The organism is Pseudomonas sp. MF08831, assembly GCF_059862645.1.
On record NZ_JCBCUX010000004.1, the window covers coordinates 443,325 to 458,984 of the forward strand.

The following is a 15,660-nucleotide window of genomic DNA, read 5'->3' on the forward strand; positions in this document are numbered from 1 at the left end:
TTTGCAACAACCATGTTCCGCAAGCAGACTTTTGGATACTTGTCGCCAGCAAGAGCCTCATCGCGGGCAGGCCCGCTCCCACATTTTGATTGGGGACACCTTCAAAAGTGGGAGCAGGCTTACCTGCGACAGGTTTCAGGCCACCTCAGTAATCGAAGAACACCGTTTCCTTGTCTGTGCCCTGCAAAATCACATTCCACTGATACACACCGCCCGCATCCGCCTTGGCAATCAGGGTGCCGCGACGCTCAGCCGGCACACACGCCAGCAACGGGTCATCGCCATTCAACGCTTCACCGTCAAAATAAATCCGTGTCAGCAAGTGCTTCACCAGCCCACGCGCAAATACCAGCACCACCAGGTGCGGCGCCTGGGTCGTACCCGCAAGCCCCGGCACGCTGCCCGGCTTGATCGTGGTAAAGCGAAAGCGCCCTTGGGCATCCACCGGCACTCGGCCAAAGCCTTCGAAGTTGGGATCGACGGCTTTGGCCTGTTCATCTTCCGGGTGATCGTATTTGCCCGCAGCATTGGCCTGCCAGACTTCAAGCATGGCGTCGTTGACGACATCACCGTTGCCGTCCACCACTTGCCCACTGATCGCCACGCGTTCGCCAAGGGTGGCCGGCACGGTCAGGTCTTCGCGGTTCAGCCAGGTCAGGCCAATGTGGTAATACGGCCCGACGGTGTGGGACGTGGTCGCGTAAAGGCTCATCTCATTTCTCCATCGGCGTGGCGTCGCGGCCGCGCAGGACGATGTCCCAGCGGTAGCCGAGGGCATAGGAAGGAATGGTTTTTTCCAGGTCGAAGCTGGCGATCAAGCGCTGCTTGGCCGAGGTGTCCGGCACGCAGTTGTAGATCGGGTCGTATTCCAGCAGCGGGTCACCGGGGAAGTACATCTGCGTGACCAAGCGCGTCAGCACGCTGGGGCCAAACAGCGAAAAATGGATATGCGCCGGGCGCCACGCGTTGTGGTGGTTGCCCCACGGGTAGGCGCCGGGCTTGATGGTCTGGAACTGGTACCAGCCCTGCGCGTCAGTGACGGTGCGGCCGGTGCCGGTGAAGTTCGGGTCCAGTGGCGCGTCATGCAGGTCACGCTTGTGGTTGTAGCGACCGGCAGCGTTGGCTTGCCAGATCTCCACCAGAATGCCCGGCACCGGCAGGCCGTTTTCATCCAGCACGCGGCCATGAATGATGATGCGCTCGCCCTGAGGCTCGCCCTCGTGCTGGGCAGTCAGGTCGTTGTCCTTCTCATTGACGCGTTCGGCGCCGATGCTCGGGCCGGTGATCTCCGACAAGGAATGCGGCAGAAACACCAACGGCTGAGACGGCGAACGCAAGTTCGTCGACTGGTAGGCCGGGTGCAGATAATCGGGTTGAGTGCCCGCTTGCGGGCGCCGGTATCCGGGCTTGTCACTCATGGAGCCATCCTCTTTTATTAGACGCGTTCAATCGCCAGGGCCAAACCTTGGCCGACGCCCACACACATAGTGGCCAGGCCTTTGCGGCCGCCGGTTTTTTCCAATTGGTGCAACGCCGTCAACACCAACCGCGCGCCGCTCATGCCCAGCGGGTGGCCGAGGGCGATGGCGCCGCCGTTCGGGTTCACCTGCGGGGCGTCGTCGGCGATGCCCAACTCACGCAGCACTGCCAGGCCCTGGCTGGCGAAGGCTTCGTTGAGCTCAATGACATCAAAGTCGGTAACCGCCAGACCAAGGCGCTCCACCAGTTTGCGCACCGCCGGCACCGGGCCGATGCCCATCACGCGCGGTGCCACACCGGCACTGGCCATGCCCAACACACGGGCGCGGGCGGTGAGGCCATGTTTTTTCACGGCCTCGGCCGAGGCCAGAATCAGCGCCGCCGCACCGTCATTCACGCCCGAGGCGTTGCCGGCGGTGACGGTCTTGTCCGGGCCATTGACTGGCTTGAGTTTGGCCAGGGCCTCCAGAGTTGTGTCCCGTGGATGCTCATCCTGCTCGACCACGGTCTCGCCTTTTTTATGCGCGACGCGCACCGGCACGATTTCTTCGGCGAAAAACCCGGCGGCTTGCGCAGCGGCGGTACGTTGCTGGCTGCGCAGGGCAAAAGCGTCCTGGTCGGCGCGGGACACGTTGTAGTCGTCGGCGACGTTATCGGCGGTCTGCGGCATCGCGTCCACACCGTATTGGGCCTTCATCAATGGGTTGATAAAACGCCAGCCGATGGTGGTGTCTTCAAGCTTCATGTTGCGTGAAAACGCCGCATCAGCCTTGCCCATCACGAACGGTGCGCGGGACATCGACTCAACGCCGCCGGCAATCGCCAGCTCCATTTCGCCGCTGGCGATGGCACGGAATGCCGTGCCGATCGCGTCCATGCCCGAGGCGCACAAACGGTTGAGGGTCACGCCGGGAATGCTCTGCGGCAGGCCCGCCAACAGCAGGGCCATGCGCGCGACGTTGCGGTTGTCCTCGCCGGCCTGATTGGCACAACCGAGGAACACTTCATCCACCGCCGCCCACTCCACCTGGGGGTTGCGCTCGATCAGGGCCTTGATCGGCAAGGCCGCCAGGTCATCGGCACGCACCGTGGACAAACCACCGCCAAAGCGGCCGATGGGCGTGCGAATGGCATCACAGATAAACACGTCACGCATCAGGCTTCTCCTGGCGCTTGGCCATGGGCGGCGGCAGTGCGGGCTTCGAGATCACGCAGGGCCTTGAGTTCGATGTCCGTCGGTGCGTCGGTGGTGCTCACCTGATCGGCAAACCGAATCGCCCAACCGGTGGCCGCGATCACTTGTTCGCGGGTGACGCCGGGGTGCAGCGCGGTGACCACAAATTCATGGCTGCCCTCTTCCGGCTCCATGATGCACAGGTCGGTAATAATCCCTACAGGGCCGGCGCCTGGCAGACCCAGGCGCTTGCGTGAGTCGCCGCCTTCGCCATGGCCGACGGAGGTGATGAAGTCCAGCTTGTCGACAAACGAACGCGCCGACTGCTTGAGGATGATCAGCACGCTCTTGGCCGAGCCGGCAATCTCCGGCGCGCCACCGGCACCCGGCAGGCGCACTTTGGGCTGGTGGTAGTCGCCGACCACGGTGGTGTTGATATTGCCGAATCGGTCGACCTGGGCCGCGCCAAGAAAACCGACGTCGATGCGCCCGCCTTGCAGCCAGTAGCGGAAAATCTCGCCGGTCGGCACCACGGTGTCAGCGGTTTCTGCCAGTTCGCCGTCGCCGATGGACAGCGGCAAGACGCTGGGCTTGGCGCCAATCGGGCCCGATTCGTAGATCAACACCACGTCGGGCGATGAGGTCAGGCGCGCCAGGTTGGCGGCCTTGGAAGGCAAGCCGATGCCGACGAAGCACACCGAGCCGTTCTTGAGGCGACGCGCGGCGGCGACGGTCATCATTTCATTGGTGGAGTAAGCCATCACTTGGCCTCCTGCGCGGTGGCCAGCTTGGCCTGGAATTCACGGAAGTCGGCAGTGCCGTGGATGTATTCGTCGATCCAGGCGGTAAAGGTCCCACGATCACGAGCGACCGGGTCCCACGCCTGATAGAAGCGGTTATCACGCTCGTTGTAGCCGTGGGCGTAGGACGGATGCGCGCCACCGGGTACATGACACACCGCCGTCAACGCCCAGGTCGGCAGCACGCAGCTGTTCATCGGCGCATTCAGGTCGTCAACGATCTCTTCGACGGTGACGATGCAGCGCTTGGCCGCCAGGGCCGCTTCTTTCTGCACACCGAGAATGCCCCAGAGCAACACGTTGCCCTTGCGGTCAGCCTTCTGTGCATGGATCACGGTGACGTCCGGGCGAACCGACGGCACCGCCGCCAGCACTTCGCCGGTGAACGGGCAGGTCACGGTTTTGATCAGCGGATTGACCTTGGGCAAGTCAGAACCGGCGTAGGCGCGCAGCACCGCAAATGGCAGGCCGGATGCACCGGCGACGTAGGCATTGGCCAGGTCGGCGTGGCTGTGTTCTTCGATCTCCAGCGGTTGCGGCCATTGCTTCTCGACCGCGTCGCGCAGGCGATGCAGGGAGCCTACGCCGGGGTTGCCGCCCCAGGAGAAAATCAACTTGCGGGCGCAGCCGGCCCCGATCAACTGGTCGTAGATCAAGTCAGGCGTCATACGCACCAGCGTCAGGTCTTTCTTGCCCTGACGAATGATTTCATGACCCGCCGCCGTAGGGATCAGGTGGGTGAAGCCTTCCAGCGCGACGGTGTCGCCGTCATTCACGAAGTGCTTCACCGCGTCGCGCAGCGCAAGGATTTCAGCCATGGGGTTAGGGCTCCCGGTGTTGATCGAAAAGGCGCTGAGGTGGCGCCCAAGTGCCTGAAGATTAAGCCGGGGAAAGGGGTCGAACAATCCGATAATCGACTCAGCGTTCGATTATCGAACGGATTGTTGTCTAGCTAATCTTTTGTACGAAACACTGAAACTCAACTGGGCTTAGTCCATGTGGGAGCTGGCTTGCCTGCGATGCAAACGACTCGGTTCGGCAGGTGAACTGAGTTGATGCAATCGCAGGCAAGCCAGCTCCCACAGAGGCGCCGGCAGCCACAAGATCGGTAAAGCCTCAGGTCGCGTCCGCATGGCTGACCATGCCCTTGATCAACACGGCCGCCGTGGCCAATGCCGCCGGAATCACCAGCGCCGTCAGCACCTGCTCGAAGTTCCAGCCCAACCCCAGCAACGTCGCGCCCATCCACGCACCGAGAATCGCGCCAAAGCGGCCGATGCCGAGCATCCACGACACGCCGGTAGCGCGGCCTTGGGTCGGGTAGAAGCGTGCGGCCAGTGACGGCATCGCCGACTGCGCACCGTTGACGCACATCCCGGCAACCAGCACCAAGGTGGCCAGCAGCGTGATATTGCCCAGGCTCTGCCCTACCGCGTAGGCGAACACCCCGGCCAGCAGATAGAAAGTGCCGATGACCTTGTGCGGATTGAACCGGTCCATCGCCCAGCCCACGCCGACCGCACTCAACACGCCACCAAACTGGAAGAGCGCGCCGATAAACGCAGCCTGTTCCATGCTGGCGCCGCTGTCGCGCATCAGGGTCGGCAGCCAACTGGTCAGCAGGTACACGATCACCAGGCCCATAAAGTAGGTGAGCCACAGCAACAAGGTGCCAGCGCTGTAAGTGCCGGAGAAGATCACCGCGAACACGTTGCGCGCCTTGACGGTTTTTTGCTCGGGCACGCTGAAGCTGGTGGCGCGGGCGACGAGGTTGGGCTCGATGGGTGACAAGGTTTTGCGCACCTTGTCGGTGCCACGATTGCGCACCACGAGGTAGCGCGCCGATTCCGGCAACCACACCAACAGCACCACCGCCAGGATCAACGGCAGGATGCCGCCAATCATCAGCAAGCTGTGCCAGCCGAACGCTGGAATCAGCTTGGCCGAGATAAATCCGCCACCGGCCATGCCCAGGTTGAACCCACAGAACATGCTGGTGACCAGCAACGACTTGTGACGCTCGGGCGTGTACTCGGAGAGCAGCGTGGTGGCATTCGGCATCCCCGCGCCCAGGCCCAGCCCGGTGAGGAAACGCAACACCAGCAACTGGTCGACGTGAGTGCTGTAGGCCGAGGCCAGGCTGAACGCGCCAAACACCAGCACCGCGCTCACCAGCACCACTTTGCGCCCGAAGCGGTCGGCCAACGGGCCGGAGACCAGCGCGCCGAACACCATGCCGATCAATGCGGCGCTCATCACCGGGCCGAGGCTGGCGCGGTCGATGCCCCAGTCCTGCGAAAGGGCGGGCGCGATAAAGCCCATGGCGGCGGTGTCGAGCCCGTCGAGGAAGACAATCAGGAAACACAGGATCACCACGCGCCATTGGTAGCGTGACAACGGCTGGGCATTGATAAAGGACTGCACGTCCAGGTTAGTACCGACAGAGGGCTGATTCATTATTGTTATTTCCACACCGATGGGCGGGCGAACGACCTGAGGTCGTCATTATTATTGGGGCGGCGCTGACAGCGCTGCCGCACATTAATAAGCCAGGGGAAACACCGTCAATTGATCAAGCCGGGATCTGTGCGGTCATCGAACACTTAGGCAAACAGTTGCGCACTCAGCTCACGGCTCGCGCTGAGCATGCTCGGCAGGAAACGCTGCTCCAGCTCGCTGCGGCTGACCCGACCGGCGTGAGTACTCACGTTGAGCGCGGCCAACACTTGGCCGGACGCGTCGTACACCGGCACGGCGATTGAACGCAGGCCTTGCTCCAACTCCTGATCGACAATGCACCAGCCCTGCTGGCGTACTTGCTGCAGGCATTCGAACAACGCGTCGGCGGTGGTCAGGGTGCGGCTGGTCTTGGTTTGCAGGTCGGCGTGGTCGAGGTAGTCCTGCAGCGAGGCATCGTCGAGTGCCGCGAGCAGAATGCGGCCCATGGACGTGCAGTACGCCGGCAAGCGCCCGCCCACCGACAAGTCCACGGAAATCAGGCGCTGGGTGGTGGCGGACCGGGCGATATAGAGGATGTCGTCGCCCTCCAGCGTCGCCATGTTGCAGGCTTCATGCAGTTGCTCGCTCATGCGATCAAGATAAGGCTGGGCCGACACCGCCAGTGGCGTAGAGGATAAATAGGCGTGCCCCAGGGTCAAGACTTTGGGCAACAGTGAATAGGTCCGCCCGTCGGTGGTGGCGTAGCCGAGCTTGATCAACGTGTGCAGGCAACGACGCACCGCGGCGCGGGGGATTTCGGTGCGGTGGCTGATCTGGGCGATGGTCAGGTGGCGCTTGCGCTCCTGGAAGGCCTGCACCACGGCCAGGCCACGGGCCAGGGAAGTCATGAAGTCCGGATCACCGGTAAACGCCTGGATGCGCTTGGCCGGGGACGCCACGATCGGCGGCGCCACTGACGCGAAGGAGTTGCGCAATTGATCGTTCATTTCAGGGTCCTTTCTCTTATTTTCAACCGCTGGGAGGGTTGGCCGCTATTACAAGCCGCGCTGGCCAGAATGCACAAGGCGGGGCCAGCAACTTTGGGCGATTATCGGACGATCATGCGATTATCGCAATTTGCTGGTCCCGCAATGGCGTTCAACGAACGAGCACACTTAACGGATGCGCCGAAGGGATCGCTCACGTTTAAACAGCCATCCGACATTTGTAAAAGTGCAGAACGTCAACACGGGTTTTTAGAAAAGACTGACACCTGTATGTAACAAAACCCTCACGCAACGTTGACGCTTTTTAACTTCACGCCGATAGTGTTATTCAAATACGCCGCTATAATGCAACCTGTGCAGAGGTCGGCCCGATAACAATAATCGGGATTGGAGCTCGCCAGGCTTTGCAGCGTTCCAGCATCGCCGGTCACACGTATCCGCTTAAACGTTTTGCCCCTGGTGCCTTCTTTCAAACTTGAACAGTTCGCCTGTTCAACTTGAAACAGACCGAGGACGACTTTCAAGCGTGGCGCTGCACATTCAATACACTCAACTCATTTAGGTAACACTGTGACGAAAGACGAACTGCGCGCGGAACTTGAGCGCCAGGAGCAACGTTACAAGGACGTTTACGGCGGGGAAATCACCACCTACGCCGCCCAGCCTGAGCCCGAGCGCAAGCCCTGGCGCAAACGAGCCAGTTTGCTCGATCAGGCATTTGCCCAGGAAATCCAAAAGATTGAACAGGAACTCAAAACCGAAGAGCCATAAGCGCTTCGATTTGAGCTTCAAGGTTTTGCCACCGCCGCTGGCGCATTGCCAGCGGCGGGCAACCTGATTTAATCAGGCTCCTACAGCCTTGAACGAAATTTCGTACAAATGTTTCAAATGTGACAATTCGGTCAAAAAATCCCGCTTTTTCGACCCTGCGCTTTATAAATCAAAGACTTGCCAAAGCCCCGAAAACCCTGGGATGCGCACCCCTGCCCGGTTTTTTTTCAATGAAGATTGTTACCGATGAGCAGCTAGTGCATCGATTACTGAGGTTTTCTGGCATAATCGCGCCCCCTTACGACCGGGTCAGAAAACCTTCATGATCGATTTATTCAGCGGACTGGATGCGTGGGTTCTAGTGAGCCTGTTGCTCGCCCTGGCCTTTGTCCTCGCCTTCGAGTTCATCAATGGCTTTCATGACACCGCTAACGCGGTGGCCACAGTCATCTATACCAAAGCCATGCCGCCGCACCTGGCCGTGTTCTTCTCCGGGGTGTTCAACTTCCTCGGCGTGTTGCTCGGTGGTGTCGGTGTCGCGTACGCCATCGTGCATTTGCTGCCGGTGGAGTTGCTGATCAATGTGAACACTGGCCATGGTCTGGCTATGGTCTTCTCTTTGCTCGCAGCGGCGATCACCTGGAACCTGGGCACCTGGTACTTCGGTATCCCGGCCTCCAGTTCCCACACCCTGATCGGCTCGATCCTGGGTGTCGGCCTGGCCAATGCCCTGATCAACGATATTCCGCTGGCTGACGGTGTGAACTGGCAGAAAGCGATCGATATCGGCGCATCGCTGGTGTTCTCGCCGATGGCCGGTTTCCTGGTCGCAGCCCTGGTGCTGCTTGGCCTGAAATGGTGGCGCCCGCTGTCGAAGATGCACAAGACCCCGGACCAGCGCCGCAAGCTCGACGACAAGAAACACCCGCCGTTCTGGAACCGCCTGGTGCTGGTGATTTCCGCGATGGCCGTGAGCTTTGTGCACGGCTCCAACGATGGTCAGAAAGGTATCGGCCTGATCATGCTGGTGCTGATCGGTATCGTGCCGGCGCAGTTCGTACTCGACCTGGGCAGCACCACCTACCAGATCGAGCGCACCCGTGACGCCACCGTGCACTTGAGCCAGTTCTACCAGCGTAACAACGCCACCCTCGGCGAGTTCCTGGCACTGGGCAAAAGCGTGAAGGATGACCTGCCGGGCAAGTTCCAGTGCAACCCGCAGCAGACCGAGCCCACCATCAGCGCGCTGATGGACACTTTGAAAGGTGTCTCGGACTACCACTCGCTGACCTCCGAGCACCGTATCGAAGTGCGCCGCTACCTGCTGTGCCTGGACGACACCGCGAAGAAAGTCGGCAAGCTGCCGGGCCTGGATGCGCGTGAGAAGTCCGACCTGGACAAGCTGCGTAAAGACCTGACTGCCACGACCGAGTACGCGCCGTTCTGGGTGATCCTGGCGGTGGCACTGGCCTTGGGCCTGGGCACGATGGTGGGTTGGAAGCGTGTGGTGCTGACCATCGGCGAGAAGATCGGCAAGCAGGGCATGACGTATGCCCAGGGCATGTCGGCGCAGATCACCACGGCGAGCATGATTGGCCTGGCCAACATCTTTAGCCTGCCGGTTTCGACTACCCATGTGTTGTCGTCCGGTGTTGCCGGGACCATGGTTGCCAATAAAAGCGGCCTGCAGGGTGGTACGGTGAAGACCATTCTGATGGCTTGGGTGTTGACCTTGCCGGCGACGGTGGGCTTGTCGGCCGGGTTGTTCTGGTTGGCGTCCAAGGCGCTGGGTAGTTGATAGGCTACTAGGCTGCGGCTGATAAAGAAGGCGCGATCTCTGATGGGGGTCGCGCCTTTTTTTTGGGCTGCGGGTTAGTGTGAATATCCGTTGTTTGGGTGATGGCTGCTTTGGGTTCCGCCCTTACGGCGGGTCACTTTGGAAAAGCCCCAAAGTAACCAAAGGGCTCTTGCCCCACCACTCGGCCCCTCGCTTGGGCTTGGTGTGCCCTCACTCCGGTACTACGGAGCGGGCCGCCGCGACGGGCCGTCCCTGCCCCGTCGCGGCTAAACCGGCGTCCTGCCGGTTTACCCGCTCCGTACTACCTGCGTTCGGCCAGCGTGGTTTAACGGGGCGCCTAAGATCAAAGTCAAAAGCAGATCAAGATCAAAAGCAGAGCACGGCGGCCTGGTAGCCGACCTGAGTGGTTAGATCAAAAACGAAGGCGAGGCGGCCTGACAGCCGACCTGATCTTGGAGGCTGAACTCAATCAAATGTGGGAGCTGGCTTGCCTGCGATGGCATCGACTGGGTGTGCCTGATAGACCGAGGTGCCTGCATCGCAGGCAAGCCAGCTCCCACAGAAAAGCCAAGCAGTGCGGTGCTGGCGGCTGGACTCGGTCAAACTGTGGGAGCGGGCTTGCTCGCGAAGGCGGTGGGTCAGTCAATTCATGTGTAGCTGACACACCGCCTTCGCGAGCAAGCCCGCTCCCACATTTGGATCTCTGTGCATCAGATAGAAGTGTGTTGCTGTGCTGTTGCTGTGCTTCTGCCCTGCTTTTGCTTCTACCACTCAGGTCGGCTACTAGGCCGCCGTGCTCTGCTCTTGATCTTGCTTTTGACTTTGATCTGCCAGGCCCCGTCAACCACGCTGGCCGAACGCAGGCTTGAATCCGTGGGTAACCCGGCAGGACGCCGGGTTAGCCGTGTTGGGCCATGGATGGCCCGTCACGGCGGCCCACGGATTCAAGCCGGAGTGAGGGCACACCGAGCCTAAGCGAGGGGCCGAGTGGTGGGGCAAAGACCTTTTGGTTACTTTTGGGGCGTTTGCCAAAAGTGACCCGCTGTAAGAGCGGAACCCCAAGCCGCCGTTACCGCAGCAACGGATATGTACTCCCCCCCACCAGCCCGTAAAGAACCCGTATAAATTCCAACTTCCCCATAACGATTACGTCGTCCCTATTGAGCAACTAACCCCCCACGCTCTACCGTCACGTCCTACCCCCAAAACCCGTAGGAAGTCATCGTGGAAAGTTCAACTTTAGGCATGGTCGTCCTGTCAATGATTGCGCTCTTCGGCACCGCCGCGTTTTGCTTCGAGCACCTCGCCACCCGCGGCGAAAAGAAAAAGAAAGCCAAATAAGCTGATCACTGAAATCAGCAGAACCCCAGTTTTTCAAGGGATACCCCGGCACCGGGCTATCCCTTGTTTTCGTTCGTCCAGCCAAAACCCATCTATATACCGTCTTAATACCGCCCCCTGTAATCAGTGCCCGGGCTTAATACCCAAGCGCATAACCTCCCCCGCTTCTTCAACAAGGGGAGTTACACCGTGCTCACACTGACCTTCATTTATGTCGCCAGCGGCTTATGTGCCGTGGGCCTGTTCGCTTACCTGGGCTACGCCCTCATCCGCGCTGAAAAGTTCTAGGGAGTCCGCCATGTACGACGTGATGTTTATCGGCCTCTCCCTGATGTTTTTTGTTGCGACTGCCATGGCCATTGTCGCCATGGGCAAGCTTTGAACGGAGCCACGACATGCTAAGCACTCTGCTGGAATTTGCGCTGGTCCTGGGGTTGATGACCGGGCTCGCCGTGCTGATGGGCAAGTGGCTGACCCGGGTGTTTACCGGGACCGGCCACGCCCTGCCGGAACGTTTTACCTATCGCCTGCTGGGCATCAACCCGCTGGAGACCATGGGCTGGGCCCGCTATGGCTCAGCGCTGCTGCTGTCGAACGCGGCGATGATGCTGCTCGGCTATATCGTCCTGCGATTGCAGGCGCTAATGCCGATCAACCCGCTGGGGCTGGCCGCGCAAACCCCGGACCTGGCGTTCAACACCGCCGCGTCCTTTATTACCAACACCAACTGGCAGGCGTACTCGGGTGAAACCAGCCTGTCGAACTTCAGCCAGATGGCCGTCATCACCTTTCTGATGTTTGTCGGCGCCACGTCCGGCGTGGTCGCGGCCGCAGGGTTTATTCGCGGATTGAGCCGCTCAAGCTCGGCCGACATCGGCAACTTCTGGGTCGACTTCACTCGCACCCTGTACCGGGTGATGCTGCCGCTGTGTGTGGCCATGGCGCTGGTGTATGTGTGGCAAGGCATGCCACAAACCTTCGCCTCACAAGCCTTGGCGACCACCCTGGAAGGCGCGCAGCAACAGCTGATCGTCGGCGCGGTCGCCAGCTTTGAATCGATCAAGCACATCGGCACCAACGGCGGCGGCTTCTTCAGCATGAATGCCGCGCACCCGTTCGAGAACCCGACGCCGCTGACCAACATCCTGCACATCCTCAGCATGCTGCTGATCCCGTCGGCACTGACCTACACCTTTGGCAGCATGCTGCTGCAACGCCGTCAGGGCTGGGTGTTTTTCGGCACCTTCCTGGTGATGTTCATCGGCTTCCTCGCGCTGGTGTACGGCGCCGAGCAAACCGGCAACCCGTTGCTGACCCAGGCCGGCGCCAACCAGACGCTATCGATCGAGCAAAGCGGCGGCAACATGGAAGGCAAGGAGCTGCGTTTCGGCATCGCCGACAGCAGCCTGTTTATCGCCACCACCACCGCGGCCACCACGGGTTCGGTCAATGCCATGCACGACTCGCTGACGCCCATGGGTGGCTTCGTGCCGTTGGCGCAGATGATGCTCAACTGTGTGTTCGGCGGCGACGGCGTGGGCTTTATCAACCTGATCCAGTACGCGCTGTTGACGGTGTTTCTGGTGGGCATGATGATTGGGCGCAGCCCGGAATTCCTCGGCAAGAAAATCGAGGCCCGCGAGATGAAACTGGTGATGCTCTCGGTGCTCGCGCACCCCATCAGCATTCTTGGTTTCACCGCCCTCGCCGCCCTGTGGCCGGACACCATGGCCAGCCTCAACAACCTCGGCCCGCACGGGTTCAGCGAGGTGCTCTACGCCTACACCTCGGGCACCGCCAACAACGGTTCGGCGTTTGCCGGGCTGAACGCCAACACACCCTTTTTCAATACCACCATTGGGCTTGCGATGTTGATCGGGCGCTTCTTCACCATGCTGCCGATGCTCGCCGTGGCCGGTTCGCTGGCGATGAAAAAGACCGTACCGGCCGGTGCCGGGACCATCCCCACCGCGACCCCGCTGTTCATGCTGCTGGTGGTGTTCGTGGTGCTGGTGGTCGGTGGCCTGACCTTCTTGCCGGCGCTCGCGCTCGGCCCGCTGGTGGAGCAACTGCAGTTGCTGTCCGGCCAGACGTACAACTAAGGACATGTTGATGACGACTCAATCGATATTCAAAGGGCTGCTGCGTCCGGTGCTGGTGTCGGCAGTGTTTTTCATGCTGCTGACCGGCCTGGCGTACCCCGCTTTCACCACCGTGGCCGCGCAACTGTTGTTCCCGTATCAGGCCAGTGGCTCGCTGATTGAACGCGACGGCCTGGTGATCGGCTCAGCGTTGATCGGCCAAAACTTCACCAAGCCTGAGTACTTCCAGGGCCGCCCGAGCATGACCCTCGGCGCCGACCCGCAAGACCCGAGTAAAAGCGTGTCGCAGCCCTACAACGCCGGTTCCAGCGGCGCGAGCAACCTGGGCCCGACCAGCCAGAAACTGCTGGACCAGGTCGCCGCACGCGCCAAGGCCTATCGCCAGGACAACGGCCTGCCGGCCGACGCCCCGGTGCCGGTGGACGCGGTCACGGCTTCCGCCTCGGGCCTCGACCCGCATATCTCGGTGGCCAACGCCCGGCTGCAACTGGCACGGGTAGCGCGCTTGCGCCATATCCCCGAGGCCGACCTGCTGCAACTGCTCAACGACCACACCGCCGCACGCACCCTCGGCCTGCTCGGCGAGCCACGGGTGAATGTGCTGCAACTCAACTTGGCGCTGGATGCACATCAGCCCTCTATTGCGGTCAGTGAGTAAGAGATTGCCCTCATGAAAAATGCTCGTTTACCTCTGTTTGATCGACGCATCGTGCTCACTGCCGGCGTCGATGCGTTGAAGAAATTGCTGCCTCAGGCGCAATGGAAAAACCCGGTGATGTTTGTGGTGTACCTGGGCAGCATTCTCACCACCCTGCTGTGGTTCCAGTCCCTGGGCGGCAAGGGTGAAGCGCCCAGCGGTTTCATCCTCAGCATCACCTTGTGGCTGTGGTTCACCGTGCTGTTCGCCAACTTCGCCGAAGCCTTGGCCGAAGGCCGCAGCCGCGCCCAGGCCGCCAGCCTGCGCGGCATGAAACGCCAGACCCTGGCCAAGTTGTTGCAGCAACCGCGCCACGGCGCCGCCTGGCTACCGCTGGAAGCCAGCCTGCTGCGCAAAGACAACGTGGTGCTGATCGAAGCCGGCGACCTGGTGCCGCTGGACGGCGTGGTGATCGAAGGCGTGGCCTCGGTGGATGAAAGCGCGATCACCGGCGAATCGGCACCGGTGATTCGCGAGGCCGGTGGCGACTTTTCCTCGGTCACCGGCGGCACGCGGGTGCTGTCGGATTGGCTGGTGGTGCGCATCAGCGTCAACCCCGGCGAATCGTTCCTGGACCGCATGATCTCGATGGTTGAATCGGCCAAGCGCCAGAAGACGCCCAACGAAGTTGCGCTGACGATTTTGCTGGTGGGCCTGACCCTGTTGTTCCTGCTGGTGATCGCCACACTGAGCCCGTATTCGATCTTCGCCGTGGCCATGAGCGGCAGCGGCAGTGTGATCAGCGCCACGGTGCTGGTGGCCTTGCTGGTGTGCCTGATCCCCACCACCATCGGCGGCCTGCTTTCGGCCATCGGCGTGGCGGGCATGAGCCGGATGATGTCGGCGAACGTCATCGCCACCTCGGGCCGGGCGGTCGAAGCCGCGGGCGATGTCGACGTGTTGCTGCTGGACAAGACCGGCACCATCACCCTGGGCAACCGCCAGGCCAGCAGCTTCTTGCCGGCGCCGGGTGTGAAGGAAGCCGAGCTGGCGGACGCTGCGCAACTGGCGTCCCTGGCCGACGAAACCCCGGAAGGCCGCAGCATCGTGGTGCTGGCCAAGCAGAAATTCGACATCCGCGCGCGCGACATCAACGCCCTGGGTGCAAGCTTTGTACACTTCACGGCGCAAACGCGCATGAGCGGTGTGGACTTGCCCGAAGGCCGTGCGATTCGCAAGGGCGCGGCGGATGCGATTCGCAGCCATATCGAAGCGCTGGGTGGGAGTTTCCCGGCAGCATTGCAGGCCAAGGTCGATGAAGTGTCGCGACGCGGCAGCACGCCGTTGGTGGTGTGCGACGGCGCCAAGGCGCTGGGCGTGGTGGAGCTTAAAGACGTGGTCAAAGGCGGCATCAAGGAGCGCTTCGCCGAGCTGCGGCGCATGGGCATCAAGACCGTGATGATCACCGGCGACAACCGCCTGACCGCCGCCGCGATTGCGGTGGAAGCCGGCGTGGATGACTTCCTCGCCGAGGCCCGCCCGGAAGACAAGCTGCAATTGATCCGCGACTACCAGGCCCAGGGCAAGCTCGTGGCCATGACCGGCGACGGCACCAACGACGCGCCGGCACTGGCCCAGGCCGACGTGGCGGTGGCGATGAACAGCGGCACCCAGGCCGCCAAAGAGGCCGGCAACATGGTCGACCTCGACAGCAACCCGACCAAGCTGATCGAAGTAGTCGAGGTGGGCAAACAGATGCTGATGACCCGCGGCGCCCTCACCACCTTCAGCGTGGCGAATGACGTGGCGAAGTACTTCGCAATCATCCCGGCGGCGTTTGTCGCCACCTACCCACAGCTCGGCGCATTGAACGTGATGCACCTGAGCAGCCCCAACTCGGCGATTCTCAGCGCGGTGATTTTTAACGCGTTGATCATTGTCGCGCTGATTCCCTTGGCCTTGCGCGGGGTGACTTACCGGGCGATTGGTGCGGCGGCGCTGCTTAACCGCAACTTGCTGATCTACGGGCTGGGCGGTGTGCTGGTGCCGTTTGCCGGGATCAAGTTGATCGACATGCTGCTTAGCGGGTTGGGTCTCGTGTAGCACCGCCAA

General features: G+C 61.5%; 15 protein-coding genes. 7 read left to right on the top strand and 8 right to left on the bottom strand.

Annotation, left to right across the window (positions count from 1 at the left end; all coding sequences use genetic code 11):
* Positions 1-145: 145 nt before the first annotated feature.
* The 7 genes from pcaG to pcaR all read right to left on the bottom strand — a co-directional run bounded on the left by pcaG (position 146) and on the right by pcaR (position 6,899).
* Complete coding sequence (gene pcaG, locus AC19YS_RS11160; RefSeq protein ID WP_124416647.1) at positions 146-712, bottom strand: protocatechuate 3,4-dioxygenase subunit alpha; 567 nt, start codon at positions 710-712, stop codon at positions 146-148.
* Between the two features lies 1 nt (position 713).
* A complete protein-coding gene (gene pcaH / locus AC19YS_RS11165; RefSeq protein WP_119738850.1) occupies positions 714-1,418 on the bottom strand; it encodes a protocatechuate 3,4-dioxygenase subunit beta in 705 nt (234 codons plus the stop codon).
* A 17-nt stretch (positions 1,419-1,435) separates the two neighbouring features.
* The gene (gene pcaF, locus AC19YS_RS11170; protein WP_262209292.1) at positions 1,436-2,638 is read right to left on the bottom strand and encodes a 3-oxoadipyl-CoA thiolase; all 1,203 of its coding nucleotides are present in this window, start codon (positions 2,636-2,638) and stop codon (positions 1,436-1,438) included.
* A complete protein-coding gene (locus tag AC19YS_RS11175) occupies positions 2,635-3,417 on the bottom strand; it encodes a CoA-transferase subunit beta (RefSeq protein WP_177410079.1) in 783 nt (260 codons plus the stop codon). Before AC19YS_RS11175 ends, pcaF begins: the two co-directional genes overlap by 4 nt.
* Positions 3,414-4,271 (bottom strand): CoA transferase subunit A, encoded by an 858-nt coding sequence (locus AC19YS_RS11180; RefSeq protein WP_500601714.1) that lies wholly within the window; start codon positions 4,269-4,271, stop codon positions 3,414-3,416. The genes AC19YS_RS11175 and AC19YS_RS11180 overlap by 4 nt, the downstream gene beginning before the upstream one ends.
* A gap of 298 nt (positions 4,272-4,569) precedes the next feature.
* Complete coding sequence (pcaK, locus tag AC19YS_RS11185; protein WP_200623572.1) at positions 4,570-5,910, bottom strand: 4-hydroxybenzoate transporter PcaK; 1,341 nt, start codon at positions 5,908-5,910, stop codon at positions 4,570-4,572.
* 146 nt (positions 5,911-6,056) lie between these two features.
* Positions 6,057-6,899, bottom strand: coding sequence for a pca regulon transcriptional regulator PcaR (pcaR, locus tag AC19YS_RS11190; RefSeq protein WP_106577091.1), 843 nt, complete (start codon positions 6,897-6,899; stop codon positions 6,057-6,059).
* Here pcaR and AC19YS_RS11195 point away from each other — a divergent pair.
* Complete coding sequence (locus tag AC19YS_RS11195) at positions 6,888-7,175, top strand: hypothetical protein (protein WP_200623570.1); 288 nt, start codon at positions 6,888-6,890, stop codon at positions 7,173-7,175. The genes pcaR and AC19YS_RS11195 overlap by 12 nt on opposite strands.
* An 8-nt stretch (positions 7,176-7,183) precedes the next feature.
* Here AC19YS_RS11195 and AC19YS_RS11200 read toward each other — a convergent pair whose 3' ends face one another.
* A complete protein-coding gene (locus AC19YS_RS11200) occupies positions 7,184-7,423 on the bottom strand; it encodes a hypothetical protein (protein ID WP_124416644.1) in 240 nt (79 codons plus the stop codon).
* A gap of 46 nt (positions 7,424-7,469) precedes the next feature.
* On the opposite strand from AC19YS_RS11200, the gene AC19YS_RS11205 reads away from it, so the two are divergent.
* The 6 genes from AC19YS_RS11205 to kdpB all read left to right on the top strand — a co-directional run bounded on the left by AC19YS_RS11205 (position 7,470) and on the right by kdpB (position 15,651).
* Positions 7,470-7,670: a hypothetical protein gene (locus AC19YS_RS11205; RefSeq protein WP_057701255.1), complete on the top strand. Its 201-nt coding sequence runs from the start codon at positions 7,470-7,472 to the stop codon at positions 7,668-7,670.
* Between the two features lie 322 nt (positions 7,671-7,992).
* Positions 7,993-9,468 (top strand): inorganic phosphate transporter, encoded by a 1,476-nt coding sequence (locus AC19YS_RS11210; protein ID WP_200623568.1) that lies wholly within the window; start codon positions 7,993-7,995, stop codon positions 9,466-9,468.
* 1,530 nt (positions 9,469-10,998) lie between these two features.
* The gene (kdpF, locus tag AC19YS_RS11215; protein ID WP_053255293.1) at positions 10,999-11,097 is read left to right on the top strand and encodes a K(+)-transporting ATPase subunit F; all 99 of its coding nucleotides are present in this window, start codon (positions 10,999-11,001) and stop codon (positions 11,095-11,097) included.
* Positions 11,098-11,204: 107 nt separating this feature from the next.
* Positions 11,205-12,911, top strand: coding sequence for a potassium-transporting ATPase subunit KdpA (gene kdpA, locus AC19YS_RS11220; RefSeq protein ID WP_106580704.1), 1,707 nt, complete (start codon positions 11,205-11,207; stop codon positions 12,909-12,911).
* Positions 12,912-12,921: 10 nt separating this feature from the next.
* Positions 12,922-13,569 (top strand): K(+)-transporting ATPase subunit C, encoded by a 648-nt coding sequence (gene kdpC, locus AC19YS_RS11225; RefSeq protein WP_106580703.1) that lies wholly within the window; start codon positions 12,922-12,924, stop codon positions 13,567-13,569.
* Positions 13,570-13,581: 12 nt separating this feature from the next.
* Complete coding sequence (kdpB, locus tag AC19YS_RS11230; protein WP_179607087.1) at positions 13,582-15,651, top strand: potassium-transporting ATPase subunit KdpB; 2,070 nt, start codon at positions 13,582-13,584, stop codon at positions 15,649-15,651.
* Positions 15,652-15,660 lie beyond the last annotated feature (9 nt).

Bases quoted from the DNA above. Each gene is read 5' to 3' on its own strand.
- pcaR (WP_106577091.1), bottom strand. From the start codon at position 6,899: ATGAACGATCAATTGCGCAACTCCTTCGCGTCAGTGGCGCCGCCGATC.
- kdpB (WP_179607087.1), top strand. From the start codon at position 13,582: ATGAAAAATGCTCGTTTACCTCTGTTTGATCGACGCATCGTGCTCACT.
- AC19YS_RS11210 (WP_200623568.1), top strand. From the start codon at position 7,993: ATGATCGATTTATTCAGCGGACTGGATGCGTGGGTTCTAGTGAGCCTG.
- kdpA (WP_106580704.1), top strand. From the start codon at position 11,205: ATGCTAAGCACTCTGCTGGAATTTGCGCTGGTCCTGGGGTTGATGACC.
- AC19YS_RS11180 (WP_500601714.1), bottom strand. From the start codon at position 4,271: ATGGCTGAAATCCTTGCGCTGCGCGACGCGGTGAAGCACTTCGTGAAT.
- pcaH (WP_119738850.1), bottom strand. From the start codon at position 1,418: ATGAGTGACAAGCCCGGATACCGGCGCCCGCAAGCGGGCACTCAACCC.
- pcaG (WP_124416647.1), bottom strand. From the start codon at position 712: ATGAGCCTTTACGCGACCACGTCCCACACCGTCGGGCCGTATTACCAC.
- kdpC (WP_106580703.1), top strand. From the start codon at position 12,922: ATGACGACTCAATCGATATTCAAAGGGCTGCTGCGTCCGGTGCTGGTG.
- pcaK (WP_200623572.1), bottom strand. From the start codon at position 5,910: ATGAATCAGCCCTCTGTCGGTACTAACCTGGACGTGCAGTCCTTTATC.